The sequence below is a fragment of the Streptomyces sp. NPDC051133 genome (genome assembly GCF_040682635.1).
In the GTDB taxonomy this organism is placed as follows: Bacteria; Actinomycetota; Actinomycetes; order Streptomycetales; family Streptomycetaceae; genus Streptomyces.
In genome coordinates, this window is the sequence record NZ_JBFBBK010000026.1 from 1 (window position 1) to 15,680 (window position 15,680).

Genomic DNA, 15,680 nt, shown 5'->3' on the forward strand with positions numbered 1-15,680 from the left:
CCTGGTGCAGGAGACGTACGCCAAGGCCTACGCGTCCTTCCACCAGTTCCGTGAGGGCACCAACCTCAAGGCGTGGCTGTACCGGATCCTCACCAACACCTTCATCAACTCCTACCGCAAGAAGCAGCGGGAGCCGCAGCGCTCCGCGGCGGAGGAGATCGAGGACTGGCAGCTCGCCCGCGCCGAGTCGCACATGTCGACGGGTCTGCGCTCCGCCGAGTCGCAGGCGCTCGACCACCTGCCCGACTCGGACGTGAAGGAAGCGCTGCAGGCGATCCCCGAGGAGTTCCGCATCGCCGTCTATCTGGCGGATGTCGAGGGCTTTGCCTACAAGGAGATCGCGGACATCATGGGGACACCCATCGGTACGGTGATGTCCCGGCTGCACCGGGGCCGCCGTCAACTGCGCGGCATGCTGGAGGACTACGCGCGTGAGCGCGGACTGGTCCCGGCGGGCGCCGGAGAGTCGAACGAAGCGAAAGGTTCGGGCTCATGAGCTGCGGAGACCCGCACGAGACGGACTGCAGTGAGGTCCTCGACCATCTGTACGAGTTCCTCGACAGCGAGATGCCGGACGTCGATCGCGACAAGTTCCAGCACCACTTCGAGGAATGCTCGCCGTGCCTGGAGAAGTACGGCCTGGAGCAGGCCGTGAAGAAGCTGGTCAAGCGGTGCTGCGGCCATGACGACGTGCCCGCCGACCTGCGCGCCAAGGTCATGGGGCGGATCGACCTGATCCGCTCCGGCCAGACCGTGCCGGAGCACGACGTGACGGCGACCGCCCAGGAGGGCTGAGCACCGCCGGCCCCGGCCATCACCCGAACGTGCTAATCCTCAGGTCATCAGTCCCGCAACCCCCTGACCCGTCCTAGGCTCCGAGCCTGCACAGGCACGGTCGGGGAGGGGCGCGCGATGGAGGCGGTACCGGCGAGGGCACGCGGCTGGGTGGCCTGCGCCGCCCTGCTGGCCGTGAGCTGTCTGCTGCGGGTGCCGGCGGTCCGCACCCCCTGGTGGGTGGTTCTCCTGCTCGCCGCGGTCTACGCCGGCTGCGAGCACGTCGTGCGCCGCCGCTTCGGCGGCACCTTCTACCCCGTCCTGCTCGCCGGTGCGTTCCTGCTGCCCCCGCCGGCCGCCGCTCTCGTCCCGCTGCCCGCGGCCCTGCTCACCCCGGTCGGGCAGCGGCCCGCGGCGCTGCGGCGCGTGTGGCGGGCCGCGCGGCCCGCGCTCGCCGTGTGGAGCGCCGCCGAGGTGCACTGGTCGCTCGGCGGCCGGGACGCCGTCGTCGGCTGCGACTTCCCCTACGCCCTGCTGCCCGCCGGCGCGGCCGTGCTCGCCTTCTGCGTGGTGCTCACCGTCCTCGACGGCGGCATCCTCGCCCTCACCGTGGGGGCACCCTCCACGCCCCTGAGGCAGTGGGGGAGCGCGCCCGTGCGCCGGGCCTGGCGCGGGCTGCTGTCCCGCTCGCTCGCGCCGGTCGCGGTGCACGGACTCGCCGGGCTGATGATGGCCGTGCTGTGGCGCAGCCGGTACGGTCCCGTCGCCGCGCTGCTCGTCCTGCTGCCGATGTGCGTCTCGTGCTGGATCTTCGCCCAGTACCACCGGGAGCGCGCCGCCCACCAGGCCACCATCCGCGCCCTCGTACAGGCCGTCGACATCAAGGACGGCTACACCCGCGGCCACAGCGAACGCGTCGGCCAGGCCTCCGTGCTGATCGCCCGCGAACTCGGCATGGACGACGAACGCGTCGAGGTGCTCCGCTTCGCCGGCATCCTGCACGACGTCGGCAAGCTGGGCGTCCCCACCCGGCTGCTGCGCAAGGACGGCCCGCTCACCCCCGAGGAACGGCGGATCATCGAGCTGCACCCCGAGTACGGCCACGAGATGGTCCGCGGGATCTCCTTCCTCGGCGAGGCCCGCGCCGCGATCCTGCACCATCACGAACGGCTCGACGGCAGCGGCTACCCGTACGGCCTGGTCGGCACCCAGATCCCCGAGTCCGCCCGGGTCGTCGCCGTCGCCGACGCGTTCGACGCCATGACCTCCACCCGCTCCTACAGCCGGGCCCGGCCGGTCGAGGCGGCCGTCGCCGAGCTGGAGCGCTGCGCCGGGGCCCAGTTCGACCCCCGTATGGTCACCGCGCTCGCCCGCGCCCTCGCCCGGTACGGCTGGCACCCCACGGTCACCGCCGACGAGCCGCCGCACGGCACCGCGCCCCGGGCACCGGTCCCCAGCCGCCCCGGAGCCCCCCGATGACCGCGCTGCGCCTCATCCACGGCGCCGCCGCTCTCACCGCCGCCGTCTGCCTCGGCGACATCCTGTGGACGGGCATGGCGGACCGGGGCGTCGCGCTCGCCTTCGGGGTGCTCATAGCCGTCGGCGAGCTGACCCGGTGGACCGGCGCCCGGGCACGGCAGGCCGCACCGCTCGGCACCGCCGGATCCCTCTCCTACGCCCTGCTCGGAGCCGTCGCGGGGCAGCCCAGCGGACACGGCGCCACACAGGTCGTCACGATCGTCCTCGCCGCATCCCTGCTCGGCGGCGTCCCGCACATCTGGTGCGGCAAGAGCCCCACCCTCGACCATCTGGCGCGCCGCGTCCTCACCGTCGGCTTCGCCGCCGTCTGCTTCCAACCCCTCTACAACCGGGGCGTGTTCACCTCCTGGAGCGGCCCGGCCTACGCCCTCCTGCTCGTCACCCTGCTCGGCCTCACCGCCCTCTGCGACGCCGTCCTCGCCGCGGCCCTCGCCCACTTCCGCACCCGCTGGCCGTTCGGCCCGCGTCTGCGGGAGGAGCTGCGCGGACTGCTCGGCATCGGCTCCGCCGTGTGCGCGACCGGCGTGGTGATGGCGCTCGGGGTCGCCGTCGCCGGACTGTGGGCACTGCCCGTGTTCTGCCTGCCCCTGCTGCTCACCCAGCTCTCCCTGCGCCGGTACGCGGCCGTCCGGGCCACCTACCGGCAGACCATCGCCTCCCTCGCCCGCGCCACCGAGGTCGCCGGCTACACCCCCGCCGGGCACGCCCGCCGGGTCGCCGCGCTGAGCGTGGCCGTGGGCCGCGACCTCGGCCTGTCCGGGCCGGAGCTGAGCGTGCTGGAGTACGCGGCCCTCATGCACGACATCGGCCAGCTCAGCCTGGTCGACCCGGTGCCCGCCGGCGCCACCGCCGGGCTGCCGGTGGCGGAACAGCGGCGCATCGCCCTGCTCGGCGGGGCCGTGGTCCGGCAGACCGGGGTGGACGCGGCGGTCGCCGTCGTCGTGGAGCGGCAGGCCGACCCCTACCCGGAGCAGCCCCTCGCCGCCCGCGTCGTCCGGGCCGTGAACGCCTACGTGGAGAGGACCCGGGACGGCGGCCCCGACGGGCCCCTGCGGGCGCTGGAGGAGCTGCGCCTGGGCACCGCCGGCGACTACGCTCCCGAGGTGGTGGAGTCGCTCGCCCGGGTGCTCGCCCAGCCCCGCGCGTGGCGGGAGACCGCGCCGGTGGAGGGCGACGGGAGACGGACGGCACTGTCTGACCCCGCACCCGGCTGGGTAACCCATGGGTAATGAGCGCCTTTCCCACCGTACGTGGTTGGATGCGAGGGAGAGGGTGTCCGGGGGCAGAAGCCAGCCCACTGAGCGGAACTGGAACTGGCAGGCGGGAATCGTGAGGATCTTCGGCAAGGGACGGCACCGGCCCTCCGCCTCCTGGCGGCAGGCCACGGACCGCGCGTTCACGCTCATCGGCGACGGCCGGTACGAGGACGCGGGCGAACTGTTGACACGCGCCGCCGACCTCGAGCCCTGGATGTCGGAATCCTGGTTCAACCTCGCCCTGCTGCACAAGTTCCGGCACGACTGGGAGCAGGCCCGCGCGGCCGGGCTCCGGGCGGTCGCCCTGCTGGACCGCGAGACCGGCGCGCCCGACTGGTGGAACGTCGGCATCGCCGCCACCGCCCTGCAGGACTGGCCGCTGGCCCGCCGCGCCTGGCAGGCCTACGGGCTGAAGGTGCCCGGCGGTGCCGCCGTCTCCGGGGAGCCGCTCGGCATGGAGCTGGGCAGCGCGGCCGTACGGCTCTCCCCGGAGGGCGAGGCCGAGGTCGTGTGGGGCCGCCGGCTGGACCCGGCGCGGATCGAGGTGCTGTCCATCCCGCTGCCGTCGTCCGGGCGGCGCTGGGGCGAGGTCGTGCTGCACGACGGCGTCCCGCACGGCGAGCGCACCACCTCCGCCGGGCACGCCTATCCGGTCTTCGACGAGATCGAGCTGTGGGCGCCGTCCCCCGTCCCCACCTGGGTGGTCCTGCTGGAGGCGGCCACGGAGGCGGACCGGGACGCGCTGGAGCAGCTGGCCGCCGACGCGGGGTTCGCGGCGGAGGACTGGTCGTCCTCGGTGCGGCTGCTGTGCCGGATGTGCTCCGAGTCGCGCATGCCGTCCGACGAGGGCGAGGGCGTGCATCTGGACCCGCACGACCACAGCGAACCGGGGCACCCCGGCCCGCTCGGTCACCGCACCGACGGACAGCTGTGGGTACCGGAGCGGGAGTGCGGCCTGGCCGCGCCGGCCTCGCTGGTCCGGGGGCTGCTGGACGGGTGGGTCGCGGACAGTCCGGACTCCCGGGACTGGCGGGATCTGGAAGAGGTTTGCTGAGCAGGCGGTGACCTGCCGCCTTTAGGCTGTACTCGCAGAATTTTCCAGGCTTGCAGGAAGGCGTACGTCGGTCATGGCCCAGCAGGACACCGATCAGCAGCACGCGGGCGTGCTCCCCGTCGACGACGAGGGGTACGTCGTGGACACGGAGGACTGCGAGGAGCGGGAGACCGCCTGGCGTGAGCGTGGCACCTCGCGGCCGATCACGGTCGTCGGCAATCCGGTGCTGCACAAGGAGTGCAAGGACGTCACCGAGTTCGGCGAGGAGTTCCAGCAGCTGGTCGCCGACATGTTCGCCAGCCAGCGCACCGCCGAGGGCGTGGGTCTGGCCGCCAACCAGATCGGCGTCGACCTGAAGGTCTTCGTCTACGACTGCCCGGACGACGAGGGCGTGCGGCACACCGGCGTGGTGTGCAACCCGAAGCTGGTGGAGCTGCCCGCCGACCGGCGCCGGCTCGACGACAGCAACGAGGGCTGCCTGTCGGTGCCGACGGCGTACGCCCCGCTCGCGCGCCCCGACTACGCCGAGGTGACCGGCCAGGACGAGAAGGGCAACCCGATCAAGGTGCGCGGCACCGGCTACTTCGCACGGTGTTTGCAGCACGAGACCGACCACCTCTACGGCTACCTGTACATCGACCGGCTGTCGAAGCGGGACCGCAAGGACGCGCTGCGGCAGATGGCCGAGAACGAGCCACGCTACCCCGTGGTCGCCAACGACTAGAGGCCTCCGGGCCGCCCAGGCGCCCGACCGGGACAGTCCCCGGCCGGGCGCCTTCGTCGTGTTCGGGATCGTTCGTCCGTGCGTCGTACAACCGATCCCTTCTGCGGTGGTTGTGATCCCTAATCAGTCACGCGAGGGGGGATTCTCGGCACCTTGGGGTAGTGAGTGAAGCAAATCCGTTCCCAGAGCGGTCAGTTGTGGTGCTGAATGGATGCCGGGGATACGCAACGGCGCACGCCCGGCACAACCCGAGGGGTGTGCGCTCCTGGCGGCTGAGAGGGGTTTGTTCTGTGCAAGCTTTCCCACACAGCACCACGGCGACGCCGGCGGCGGTCGTAGTACCACCCTCACTGGCTCTGCCGGTGATCGAGTCCGCCTTTCCCCGGCAGCTGCATCCGTATTGGCCGCGGCTCCAGGAGAAGACACGGCGCTGGCTGCTCGAAAAGCGGCTGATGCCGGCGGACAAGGTGCAGGAATATGCCGATGGACTGTGCTACACGGACCTCATGGCGGGCTACTACCTGGGAGCGCCCGACGAGGTCCTGCAGGCCATAGCCGACTACAGTGCGTGGTTCTTCGTCTGGGACGACCGCCACGACCGCGACATCGTCCACGGCCGGCCGGGCGACTGGCGCCGCCTCAGGTACCGCCTGCACGCGGCGCTCGACGCACCGAGGCACCATCTGGACCACCCGGACCCGCTGGTAGCGGGCTTCGCCGACAGCGTGCTGCGGCTGTACGGCTTCCTGCCGCGCACCTGGAACCAGCGGTTCGCCCGGCACTTCCACGCGGTGATCGAGGCCTACGACCGCGAGTTCCGCAACCGCACCGAAGGATATGTGCCCGGCGTCGAGGAATACCTCGCCCTGCGCCGTCGGACCTTCGCGCACCGGATATGGACGGACCTGCTCGAACCGAGCGCCGGCTGTGAACTGCCGGACGCCGTACGGAAAAAACCCGTCTATCGCCGGGCTGCGCTGCTGAGCCAGGAATTCGCCGCCTGGTACAACGACCTGTGCTCGCTTCCCAAGGAAATAGCGGGCGACGAGGTGCACAATCTCGGAATCAGTCTCGTCACCCATGAGGGACTGACACTCGAGGAAGCGGTCGACGAAATGAGGCGGCGGGTCGAGGAATGCATCACCGAATTCCTCGACGCCGAGCGTGACGCCCTCCGGTTCGCCGACGACATCGACGACGGAACGGTCCGCGGCAAGGAATTGAGCGCCGCCGTCCGGTCCTGCGTCGGCAATATGCGCAACTGGTTCAGCTCCGTCTACTGGTTCCACCACGAGTCCGGCCGGTACATGGTCGACAGCTGGGACGACCGGTCCACGCCCCCGTACGTCAACAACGAAGCGGCTGGTGAGAAATGACCGTCGAGTCCGTGAAACCCCTGACCTCCGAGGCGACGGAGCTGCGGGAGCCGCCCCTGGCCGGCGGCGCCGTACCGGGCCTCGGGCACGGCCTGAAACTGGTCCGTGACCCGCTCGCCTTCATGGCGCGGCTGCGCGACCACGGCGACGTCGTACGCCTCAGGCTCGGCCCCAAGACGGTGTACGCCGTCACCACGCCGGCGCTCACCGGAGCGCTCGCCCTCAGCCCCGACTTCAAGATCGACGGCCCGCTCTGGGAGTCCCTGGAGGGGCTGCTCGGCAAGGAGGGCGTGGCCACCGCCAACGGCCCCCGGCACCGCCGCCAGCGGCGCACCATCCAGCCCGCGTTCCGGCTGGACGCGATACCCGACTACGGGCCGGTCATGGAGGAGGAGGCGCACGCGCTGACCGAGCGCTGGCAGCCCGGGCAGACCATCGACTGCACCTCCGAGTCCTTCCGGGTCGCCGTTCGCATCGCCGCCCGCTGCCTGCTGCGCGGCGAGTACATGGACGAGCGCGCCGAGCGGCTCAGCACCGACCTCGCCACCGTCTTCCGCGGCATGTACCGGCGGATGGTGATCCCGCTCGGGCCGCTGTACCGGCTGCCGTTTCCGGCCAACCGCGAATTTAACCGGGCGCTGGCCGATTTGCATCTCCTGGTCGACGAGATCATCGCCGAGCGGAGGGCATCTGGTCAAAAGCCGGACGATTTGCTGACGGCATTGCTGGAGGCGAAGGACGACAATGGCGAGCCCATCGGGGAACAGGAGATCCACGACCAGGTCGTCGCGATACTCACCCCCGGCAGCGAAACTGTCGCGTCCACGATCATGTGGCTCCTCCAGGTCCTGGCGGAACATCCGGAACACGCCGAGAAGGTACGGACCGAGGTCGAATCCGTGACGGGCGGCGCGCCGGTCGCATTCGCCCACGTTCGCTCACTCAGGCACACCAACAATGTCGTCGTCGAGGCCATGCGGCTCAGGCCCGCCGTATGGATTCTGACGCGGCGGGCGGTGACCGACACCGCACTCGGTGGCTATCGCATTCCGGCCGGGGCGGACATCGTCTACAGCCCCTACGCGATCCAGCGCGACGCCCGCTCCTACGACCACCACCTCGACTTCGATCCCGACCGCTGGCTGCCGGAGCGGGCCAAGGAGGTGCCGAAGCACGCGATGAGTCCGTTCAGCACGGGTAACCGGAAGTGCCCCAGCGACCACTTCTCGATGACCCAGCTGTCCCTGATCACGGCGGCGATCTCGGCGAAGTACCGCTTCGAGCAGGTCCCCGGCTCGAACGACACCACTCGCGTGGGCATCACCCTGCGCCCGCACGACCTGCGGCTGAAGCCGATGCCCTGGTAGGGCCCCTGATACCGGCGCGCGCTCAGGCGGCCTTCGGGCCCCGGAACGCGCGCCGGTAGGCGTTCGGGGTCGTCCCGAGCGCCCGGACGAACTGGTGCCGCAGCGCCGCCGCCGTCCCGAATCCGGTGCGCCAGGCGATCGCGTCCATGGTCTCGTCCGTCCCTTCCAGCAACTCCTGGGCACGCAGAACCCGTTGGCGCAGGATCCACCGGTAGGGAGTGGTGCCGGTCTCCTGCTGGAAGCGGCGGGCGAAGGTGCGCGGCGCCATGCGGGCGCGGGCGGCGAGCTGTTCGACGGTCACCTCCTGGTCGAGGTGCGCCTCCATCCACGCCAGCACCTCGCCGACGGTGTCGCACGGGGCCTTCGGCAGCGGCCGCTCGATGTACTGGGCCTGTCCGCCGTCCCGGTGCGGCGGCACCACCATCCGCCGGGCGATCTTGTTGGCGACCTCCGGCCCCTGTTCCTTGCGGACGAGGTGCAGACAGGCGTCGATGCCGGCGGCGGTGCCGGCGGAGGTGATCACCGGGTCCTCGTCCACGTACAGCACGTCCGGCTCGACGGTCAGCCGCGGATGCCGGCGGGCCAGCTCCTCCGCGTGGTGCCAGTGCACGGCGCAGCGCCGGCCGTCCAGCAGCCCGGCCGCGGCGAGCACGAAGACGCCCGAGCAGACGCTGAGCACCCGCGCGCCGCGGTCCACACCGCGGCGCAGAGCGTCCAGCAACTCGGGCGGGAACGGGCGCGCGTCGTAGCGGGACCCGGCCGGCACGGCGATCAGGTCGGCCGACTCCAGACGCTCCAGGCCGTGCTCGACCTGCAGGGTGAACCCCGCGTTGGCGCGCAGCACCGGCCCCTCGGCCGAGGCGACGGCGAAGTCGTACACCGGCAGACCCTCGTCACTGCGGTCGGTGCCGAAGACCTCGCAGACGACGGCCAGCTCGAAGGGGTTCACGCCGTCCAGGAGCACGGCGACCACGTTCTGCAGCATGCTCCCAGTGTGCCTCGGCAGTGGCAGTAATTTGAAGATGTACGGCAGTCCTGCCACTCACGGTAAGCAGCATTCGGCGCGACAGTGGTGTCTATGACTACCGCACAGACAGAAGGACTGCTCGGAATGATCGCCGTGATCGGGATCCTGGGTCTCCTGGTGCTCCCGGCGGTGATCGGCCTGATGCACGAAAGGATCATCGACCACCAGATCAGCAAGGCACAGCGGGAACGGGCGTCGCAGGGGACGAACCAGCCCCGCAGCCGTCAGGGCGCCACCCACTACGCCCGGTGACCGGGCGCAGGGGCGACGCCGGCGAACTCAGAAGTCCTCGTCCAGGTCGACGGTGCCCTCCACCGCGACCTGGTACGCCGACGGGCGGCGCTCGAAGAAGTTCGTCAGCTCCTGGACGCCCTGCAGCTCCATGAAGGAGAAGGGGTTCCCGGAGCCGTAGACCGGGGCGAAGCCAAGGCGGGTGAGGCGCTGGTCGGCGACGCACTCCAGGTACTGCCGCATCGACTCGGTGTTCATGCCCGGCAGGCCGTCACCGCACAGGTCGCGCGCGAACTGCAGCTCGGCCTCGACGGCCTCCGCCAGCATGTCGGTGACCTGCTGCCGGAGTTCGTCGTCGAACAGCTCCGGCTCCTCCTTGCGGACGGTGTCGACCACGTCGAAGGCGAAGGACATGTGCATCGTCTCGTCGCGGAACACCCAGTTGGTGCCGGTCGCCAGGCCGTGCAGCAGACCCCGGCTGCGGAACCAGTAGACGTACGCGAAGGCGCCGTAGAAGAAGAGCCCCTCGATGCACGCGGCGAAGCAGATGAGGTTGAGCAGGAAGCGGCGGCGGTCGGCCTGCGACTCCAGACGGTCCAGCTTCTCGACCGAGTCCATCCACGTGAAGCAGAACGCGGCCTTCTCGCGGATGGACGGGATGTTCTCGACGGCCGCGAAGGCCGCCGCGCGGTCGTCCGGGTCGGGGAGGTAGGTGTCCAGCAGGGTCAGATAGAACTGGACGTGCACGGCCTCCTCGAAGAGCTGGCGCGACAGGTACAGGCGCGCCTCCGGGGAGTTGATGTGCTTGTACAGCGTCAGCACCAGGTTGTTCGCGACGATCGAATCGCCCGTGGCGAAGAACGCCACCAGGCGGCCGATCAGGTGCTGCTCGGCCGGTGTCAGCTTCGCGAGATCGGCGACGTCCGAGTGGAGGTCGACCTCCTCCACGGTCCAGGTGTTCTTGATCGCGTCCCGGTAGCGCTCGTAGAAGTCCGGGTAGCGCATCGGGCGGAGGGTGAGTTCGAAGCCCGGGTCGAGCAGGTTCTGGTTGCGGTGGGTGGTCATTACTGGCAGGCCTCGCAGGACTCGGGGTTTTCCAGGGAGCAGGCGACCGCCTCGGGGTCCGGGGTGGCCTGTACGGGGACGGTGGCCCGGGCGGCGCGGGCGATGCGCGTCGCCGGACGCGAACGCAGGTAGTACGTCGTCTTGAGCCCGGACTTCCAGGCGTACGCGTACATCGAGGAGAGCTTGCCGATCGTCGGCGTCTCCAGGAACAGGTTCAGGGACTGCGCCTGGTCCAGGAACGGGGTGCGGGCCGCCGCCATGTCGATCAGGCCGCGCTGCGGGATCTCCCACGCCGTGCGGTACAGCTTCCGCACCTCCTCGGGGATCCAGGCGAAGTCCTGCACCGAGCCGTTGGCGTCGCGCAGCGCCTCACGGGTGCGCGCGTCCCAGACGCCCAGCTCCTTGAGGTCCCGCACCAGGTAGGAGTTGACCTGGAGGAACTCGCCGGACAGCGTCTCGCGCTTGAACAGGTTCGACACCTGCGGCTCGATGCACTCGTACACGCCCGCGATGGAGGCGATGGTGGCCGTCGGGGCGATGGCGAGGAGCAGCGAGTTGCGCAGGCCGACGGACGCGATCCGGCTCCGCAGCGCCGCCCAGCGCTCCGGCCAGGTCAGCTCGGCGTCGTAGTGGTCGGGGTGCAGCACACCCCGGGCCGTACGGGTCTTCTCCCAGGCCGGCAGCGGGCCGTTGCGCTCGGCCAGGTCGGCCGACGCCTCGTACGCGGCGAGCATGATCCGCTCGGCGATCCGCGTGGACAGGGCCCTGGCCTCCGGCGAGTCGAAGGGCAGGCGCAGCTTGAAGAAGACGTCCTGCAGACCCATCGCGCCGAGGCCGACGGGCCGCCACTTGGCGTTCGACCGTCCCGCCTGCTCGGTCGGGTAGAAGTTGATGTCCACGACCCGGTCGAGGAAGGTGACGGCGGTGCGGACCGTCTCGTCCAGCCGCTTCCAGTCGATGTCACCGGTCGCCGTGTCGACGAAGGCGCCCAGGTTGACGGAGCCCAGGTTGCAGACCGCCGTCTCGCCGTCGTCGGTGACCTCCAGGATCTCCGTGCAGAGGTTGGAGGAGTGGACGACGTGGCCGGGGACCGCCGTCTGGTTCGCCGTCCGGTTGGCGGCGTCCTTGAAGGTCATCCAGCCGTTGCCGGTCTGCGCGAGGGTGCGCATCATCCGGCCGTACAGCTCACGGGCCGGAAGGGTCTTCTTCGCGAGCCCCTTGCGCTCCGCCTCCCGGTAGGCGGCGTCGAACTCCTCGCCCCACAGGTCCACCAGCTCCGGCACGTCCGCCGGGGAGAACAGCGACCACGGCCCGTCGGCGTCGACCCGGCGCATGAACTCGTCCGGGATCCAGTGCGCGAGGTTCAGGTTGTGCGTACGGCGGGCGTCCTCACCGGTGTTGTCGCGCAGCTCCAGGAACTCCTCGATGTCGGAGTGCCAGGTCTCCAGGTACACCGCGGCCGCGCCCTTGCGCCGGCCGCCCTGGTTCACGGCGGCCACCGAGGCGTCCAGGGTCTTCAGGAACGGCACGATGCCGTTGGAGTGCCCGTTGGTGCCGCGGATCAGCGAACCGCGGCTGCGGATCCGGGAGTACGACAGCCCGATGCCGCCGGCGTGCTTCGAGAGCCGGGCCACCTGGTGGTAGCGGTCGTAGATGGAGTCCAGCTCGTCCAGCGGGGAGTCGAGCAGGTAGCAGGACGACATCTGCGGGTGCCGCGTGCCGGAGTTGAACAGCGTGGGGGAGGAGGGCAGGTAGTCGAGCCGGCTCATGAGCGCGTAGAGCGCGGCGACTTCGCCGACCGCCCTGACCGTGTCGTCCTCGGCGAGACCGCTCGCCACCCGCAGCATGAAGTGCTGGGGCGTCTCGATGACCCTGCGGGTGATCGGGTGCCGCAGCAGGTAACGGCTGTGCAGCGTGCGCAGGCCGAAGTAGCCGAACCGGTCGTCGGCGGCCCGGTCGACGAGGCCGTCGAGCCGCTCGGCGTGCAGCCGCACGAACGCGGCGGTCCGGTCGGCGATGAGCCCCTCCCGGTGCCCCACGGCGACCGACCCGGTGAAGGACGTGACGCCCTGTGAGGCGGCCTCGTCCCGGATGGCGAGGGTCAGCAGCCGGGCGGCCAGCCGCGAGTAGGCGGGGTCCTCGGAGATGAGGCCGGCGGCGGCCTCCGTGGCCAGCTCGCGCAACTCCGCCTCGTCGGCCCGGGCGGACCGGCCGCGCAGCGCGGCGGCGGCGACCCGGCCGGGGTCGGCGTCGGGCAGGTCGGCGGTCAGCTCGGTCAGGGTCCGCAACAGCGCGGCACCGGGACCGTCGGACTCCGGGCCGGTGGCTGACGCCGGGTCTGCTGGCGCGATGGTCACGTGGGGCTCTCCCTCGCTCGGCACGGGGCCTTGCGGAGGGGAGGGCAGGGGGCAGCCACGAGCGCACACGGCGTCGCGTCCACCGGCCCACTCCACGAGGCCCGGACGTATCGGAGCACCCGGACCGGACGGCCGGGTGCGCTGTGGGCAGGTCCTCGGACTGAACAGGCGTGCGGAAACACGCGAGTACACCGTTGCGGGACAGTTCCGGATTCGCACCGGATTCCCCTGCGGCGACAGCGAGCATGAGCATACATCTAGTGCCGGGCTGTCGTGTCACCCCCAGATGTTGTGTCGCGCCGGTCTCAGAGCGTCAACTGATAGGTGAGCAGAGTGATGTCGTCCAGGTGCGGCAGCGGATTCCAGTCCCGCTCGGGAGTGCGCACGAAACCGAGGCGTTCGTAGATGCGGTGGGCGCTGCGCATGGTCCGCTGGGTCGACAGGACGACGGCCCGGCAGCCCTCGGTGGCCCGTGCGCGGTCCACGCAGGCCCGTACGAGGGCCTCTCCGGCACCCTGGCCGCGGGCGGCACGGCCGACGGCGAGCATGCGGATCTCGGCCTCCCCGGGGCCGGCTATGTCGGCCATGGGGCCGCCGGACGGCACGAAGGTGACCCCGCCGAGGAGGCCGCCGTCGTGGACGGCCACGAGGACCTCCGCGGCCTCCGCCCGCTCGGCCACGGCCCTCAGTTCGCCGAGGTACGCGTCGCTCTCGCCGAAGTCGAGCAGGCCGTCCTGGAGATAGGCCTGCGCGGTGATCTCGCCGAGGGGGGCGTAGTCGTCGGCGGTGGCCCGGCGGATGACGATGTCCATGGCACCGAGTCTGCCGCAGGGGCACGCCCACGGGCCGCCGGATTTCGCTCCGACGGCCCGTGACGTGACGGTGTGACGTGACGGCTCTCTAGTGACCGGCGCCCGCGGTCGCGGGCGGGAGCTCCACCTCGACCCCCGGGTCTCCGGCGTCCGCCGTGTAGTCGCCCGGCTTGGTCTCGTCGACGCCCTCGGGGGCCTTCACGGCCTTCAGGACGAAGGTGAGGACCACGGTCACCACGACGTTCAGCACGAACGCCGTGAGGCCGATGTAACCGATCTCGCCGATGCCCGGGATGTCCTTCGCCGAGCCGCCGAAGTGCGCCTGCGTCGGCGAGGCGACGCCGTACGCGGCGACCGTGCCGTACACCATGCCGACCGCCCAGCCGGCGAGCAGCGCCCAGCGGTGGAACCAGCGGGTGAACAGACCGCCGACCAGGGCCGGGAAGGTCTGCAGGATCCAGATGCCGCCCAGCAGCTGGAAGTTGATGGCGACCGTCTTGTCCATGGTGAGGACGAAGACCAGGGCGCCGACCTTCACCAGCAGCGACACGACCTTGGAGACCTGCGCCTCCTGCTTCGGCGTGGCGTCCGGCTTGATGAAGTCCTTGTAGATGTTGCGGGTGAACAGGTTCGCCGCCGCGATGGACATGATCGCCGCCGGGACCAGCGCGCCGATGCCGATGGCGGCGAAGGCCACGCCCGCGAACCAGTCCGGGAACATGTCCTCGAACAGCTGCGGGATCGCCAGCTGCCCGTTGGTGACCTTCACGCCCGCCGCGATCGCCATGAAGCCCAGCAGGGCCAGCAGACCGAGCATCAGGGAGTACAGCGGCAGGATCGTGGTGTTGCGGCGGATCACCTCACGGCTCTTGGAGGACAGGGTCGCCGTGATCGAGTGCGGGTACATGAACAGGGCCAGCGCGGAGCCCAGAGCCAGTGTGGCGTACGTCCACTGGCCCGCCTCCGGTGGCACGAGCGCGCCGCGCGGCTTGCCGGTGGCCGGGTTGACCTGGCTGAACGCCTGCCCCGCCTTGGCGAAGATGTCGTCGAAGCCGCCCAGCTTGATCGGGATGTAGATGATCGCCACCGCGATGACGATGTAGATCAGCGCGTCCTTGACGAACGCGATCAGGGCGGGGGCGCGCAGGCCCGAGGAGTAGGTGTAGGCCGCCAGGACGCCGAAGGCGATCAGCAGCGGGAGGTCCTTCACGAACCAGTTGGTGTTCTCGCCGCCGCCGACGCCCATCACGTCCAGCACCGCCTGGATGCCGACGAGTTGGAGGGCGATGTACGGCATCGTCGCGAGGATGCCGGTGAGGGCCACCGCCAGCGACAGGCCCTTCGAGCCGAACCGTCCGCGCACGAAGTCGGAGGTCGTCACGTATCCGTGGCGGTGCGAGACCGACCACAGCCGGGGCAGGAACGTGAAGATCAGCGGGTACACCAGGATCGTGTACGGCACCGCGAAGAAGCCGGACGCGCCCGCCGCGTAGATCGCCGCCGGAACGGCGACGAAGGTGTACGCGGTGTACAGGTCGCCGCCGAGCAGGAACCAGGTGATCCAGGTCCCGAACGACCTTCCGCCCAGGCCCCATTCGTCCAGGGAGTGCTCGTTCTCGGCCCTGCGCCAGCGTGCGGCGAGGAAGCCCATGACCGTGACGGCCAGGAAGAAGAAGATGAAGACGCCGAGCGCGACGCCGTTGACGCCGTTCTTCACTTCACCTCACCGCCTTTCCGGGAGGCGCGGCCGCGCTGGTCGTGCTGCCACAGCTTGTACGCGGTCATGGTGAGCGCGGTGGAGATCAGTACCCAGAGCATCTGGTACCAGTAGAAGAACGGGATCCCGATGAACGCGGGGTCCGTCTTCGCGTACGAGCCCACCCACAGCATCGCCACGAAGGGCGCGACGAGACACAGACCGATGATCACGCGCACCGGTGTCACGACCGGTGGTCTCACTTCTGGTGCTTCGGACATGCCACGGCTCCGTCCCCTCGCTGATCACCTGTGTAATGCGCAGGCAATCTAGGTGACGGTGTCGCGACAGCGGAAGACCTCGTCCGCATATCGGTATATCGATTCAGCGAACGGCCAAGCC

General features: G+C 70.5%; 15 protein-coding genes and 1 riboswitch. Of the genes, 9 read left to right on the forward strand and 6 right to left on the reverse strand.

All coding sequences use genetic code 11. From position 1 onward, the window contains the following. From sigR to AB0N17_RS25590, 8 genes are all read left to right on the forward strand, one after another. Window positions 1–496: RNA polymerase sigma factor SigR (gene sigR, locus AB0N17_RS25555; protein ID WP_366013806.1), on the forward strand; the 496-nt coding region annotated here is incomplete at its 5' end. After that, entirely contained in the window at window positions 493–795 is a 303-nt protein-coding gene (gene rsrA, locus AB0N17_RS25560; RefSeq protein ID WP_366013807.1) for a mycothiol system anti-sigma-R factor, read from the forward strand. The genes sigR and rsrA, both read left to right, overlap by 4 nt. A 117-nt stretch (window positions 796–912) precedes the next feature. Continuing rightward, window positions 913–2,253 carry an HD-GYP domain-containing protein gene (locus tag AB0N17_RS25565; RefSeq protein ID WP_366013808.1) on the forward strand — a complete coding sequence of 447 codons (1,341 nt, stop codon included), beginning with the start codon at window positions 913–915 and terminating at the stop codon, window positions 2,251–2,253. Further along, window positions 2,250–3,542 (forward strand): metal-dependent phosphohydrolase, encoded by a 1,293-nt coding sequence (locus AB0N17_RS25570; protein ID WP_366013809.1) that lies wholly within the window; start codon window positions 2,250–2,252, stop codon window positions 3,540–3,542. The genes AB0N17_RS25565 and AB0N17_RS25570 overlap by 4 nt, the downstream gene beginning before the upstream one ends. 100 nt (window positions 3,543–3,642) lie before the next feature. Then, window positions 3,643–4,623 carry a hypothetical protein gene (locus AB0N17_RS25575; RefSeq protein WP_366013810.1) on the forward strand — a complete coding sequence of 327 codons (981 nt, stop codon included), beginning with the start codon at window positions 3,643–3,645 and terminating at the stop codon, window positions 4,621–4,623. Between the two features lie 73 nt (window positions 4,624–4,696). Next, complete coding sequence (gene def / locus AB0N17_RS25580; protein WP_366013811.1) at window positions 4,697–5,347, forward strand: peptide deformylase; 651 nt, start codon at window positions 4,697–4,699, stop codon at window positions 5,345–5,347. Window positions 5,348–5,637: 290 nt separating this feature from the next. Next, window positions 5,638–6,723 carry an epi-isozizaene synthase gene (gene cyc1 / locus AB0N17_RS25585; protein WP_366013932.1) on the forward strand — a complete coding sequence of 362 codons (1,086 nt, stop codon included), beginning with the start codon at window positions 5,638–5,640 and terminating at the stop codon, window positions 6,721–6,723. Next, window positions 6,720–8,090, forward strand: coding sequence for a cytochrome P450 (locus AB0N17_RS25590; protein ID WP_366013813.1), 1,371 nt, complete (start codon window positions 6,720–6,722; stop codon window positions 8,088–8,090). Before cyc1 ends, AB0N17_RS25590 begins: the two co-directional genes overlap by 4 nt. A gap of 22 nt (window positions 8,091–8,112) precedes the next feature. On the opposite strand, the gene AB0N17_RS25595 is transcribed toward AB0N17_RS25590, so the two are convergent. Then, window positions 8,113–9,075 carry a helix-turn-helix domain-containing protein gene (locus AB0N17_RS25595; protein WP_366013814.1) on the reverse strand — a complete coding sequence of 321 codons (963 nt, stop codon included), beginning with the start codon at window positions 9,073–9,075 and terminating at the stop codon, window positions 8,113–8,115. A gap of 93 nt (window positions 9,076–9,168) precedes the next feature. On the opposite strand from AB0N17_RS25595, the gene AB0N17_RS25600 reads away from it, so the two are divergent. Then, on the forward strand, window positions 9,169–9,369 hold the full coding sequence (locus tag AB0N17_RS25600) for a hypothetical protein (RefSeq protein ID WP_366013815.1): 201 nt from the start codon (window positions 9,169–9,171) through the stop codon (window positions 9,367–9,369). Window positions 9,370–9,396: 27 nt separating this feature from the next. Here AB0N17_RS25600 and AB0N17_RS25605 read toward each other — a convergent pair whose 3' ends face one another. The 5 genes from AB0N17_RS25605 to AB0N17_RS25625 form a co-directional block, all read right to left on the reverse strand. After that, window positions 9,397–10,413: a ribonucleotide-diphosphate reductase subunit beta gene (locus tag AB0N17_RS25605; RefSeq protein ID WP_366013817.1), complete on the reverse strand. Its 1,017-nt coding sequence runs from the start codon at window positions 10,411–10,413 to the stop codon at window positions 9,397–9,399. Next, a complete protein-coding gene (locus AB0N17_RS25610; protein WP_366013818.1) occupies window positions 10,413–12,770 on the reverse strand; it encodes a ribonucleoside-diphosphate reductase subunit alpha in 2,358 nt (785 codons plus the stop codon). The genes AB0N17_RS25605 and AB0N17_RS25610 overlap by 1 nt, the downstream gene beginning before the upstream one ends. A gap of 150 nt (window positions 12,771–12,920) precedes the next feature. Next, window positions 12,921–12,998: riboswitch (cobalamin riboswitch) on the reverse strand. A 77-nt stretch (window positions 12,999–13,075) separates the two neighbouring features. Next, window positions 13,076–13,582: a GNAT family N-acetyltransferase gene (locus AB0N17_RS25615; RefSeq protein WP_366013819.1), complete on the reverse strand. Its 507-nt coding sequence runs from the start codon at window positions 13,580–13,582 to the stop codon at window positions 13,076–13,078. A gap of 88 nt (window positions 13,583–13,670) precedes the next feature. Continuing rightward, on the reverse strand, window positions 13,671–15,299 hold the full coding sequence (gene mctP / locus AB0N17_RS25620; protein WP_366013820.1) for a monocarboxylate uptake permease MctP: 1,629 nt from the start codon (window positions 15,297–15,299) through the stop codon (window positions 13,671–13,673). Further along, window positions 15,296–15,559 (reverse strand): DUF3311 domain-containing protein, encoded by a 264-nt coding sequence (locus AB0N17_RS25625; RefSeq protein ID WP_366013821.1) that lies wholly within the window; start codon window positions 15,557–15,559, stop codon window positions 15,296–15,298. The genes mctP and AB0N17_RS25625 overlap by 4 nt, the downstream gene beginning before the upstream one ends. Window positions 15,560–15,680: the final 121 nt, after the last annotated feature.

Coding starts and splice junctions, on each gene's coding strand:
- rsrA (WP_366013807.1), top strand. CDS start 493: ATGAGCTGCGGAGACCCGCACGAGACGGACTGCAGTGAGGTCCTCGAC.
- AB0N17_RS25565 (WP_366013808.1), top strand. CDS start 913: ATGGAGGCGGTACCGGCGAGGGCACGCGGCTGGGTGGCCTGCGCCGCC.
- AB0N17_RS25570 (WP_366013809.1), top strand. CDS start 2,250: ATGACCGCGCTGCGCCTCATCCACGGCGCCGCCGCTCTCACCGCCGCC.
- def (WP_366013811.1), top strand. CDS start 4,697: ATGGCCCAGCAGGACACCGATCAGCAGCACGCGGGCGTGCTCCCCGTC.
- AB0N17_RS25590 (WP_366013813.1), top strand. CDS start 6,720: ATGACCGTCGAGTCCGTGAAACCCCTGACCTCCGAGGCGACGGAGCTG.
- AB0N17_RS25595 (WP_366013814.1), bottom strand. CDS start 9,075: ATGCTGCAGAACGTGGTCGCCGTGCTCCTGGACGGCGTGAACCCCTTC.
- AB0N17_RS25600 (WP_366013815.1), top strand. CDS start 9,169: ATGACTACCGCACAGACAGAAGGACTGCTCGGAATGATCGCCGTGATC.
- AB0N17_RS25605 (WP_366013817.1), bottom strand. CDS start 10,413: ATGACCACCCACCGCAACCAGAACCTGCTCGACCCGGGCTTCGAACTC.
- AB0N17_RS25615 (WP_366013819.1), bottom strand. CDS start 13,582: ATGGACATCGTCATCCGCCGGGCCACCGCCGACGACTACGCCCCCCTC.
- AB0N17_RS25625 (WP_366013821.1), bottom strand. CDS start 15,559: ATGTCCGAAGCACCAGAAGTGAGACCACCGGTCGTGACACCGGTGCGC.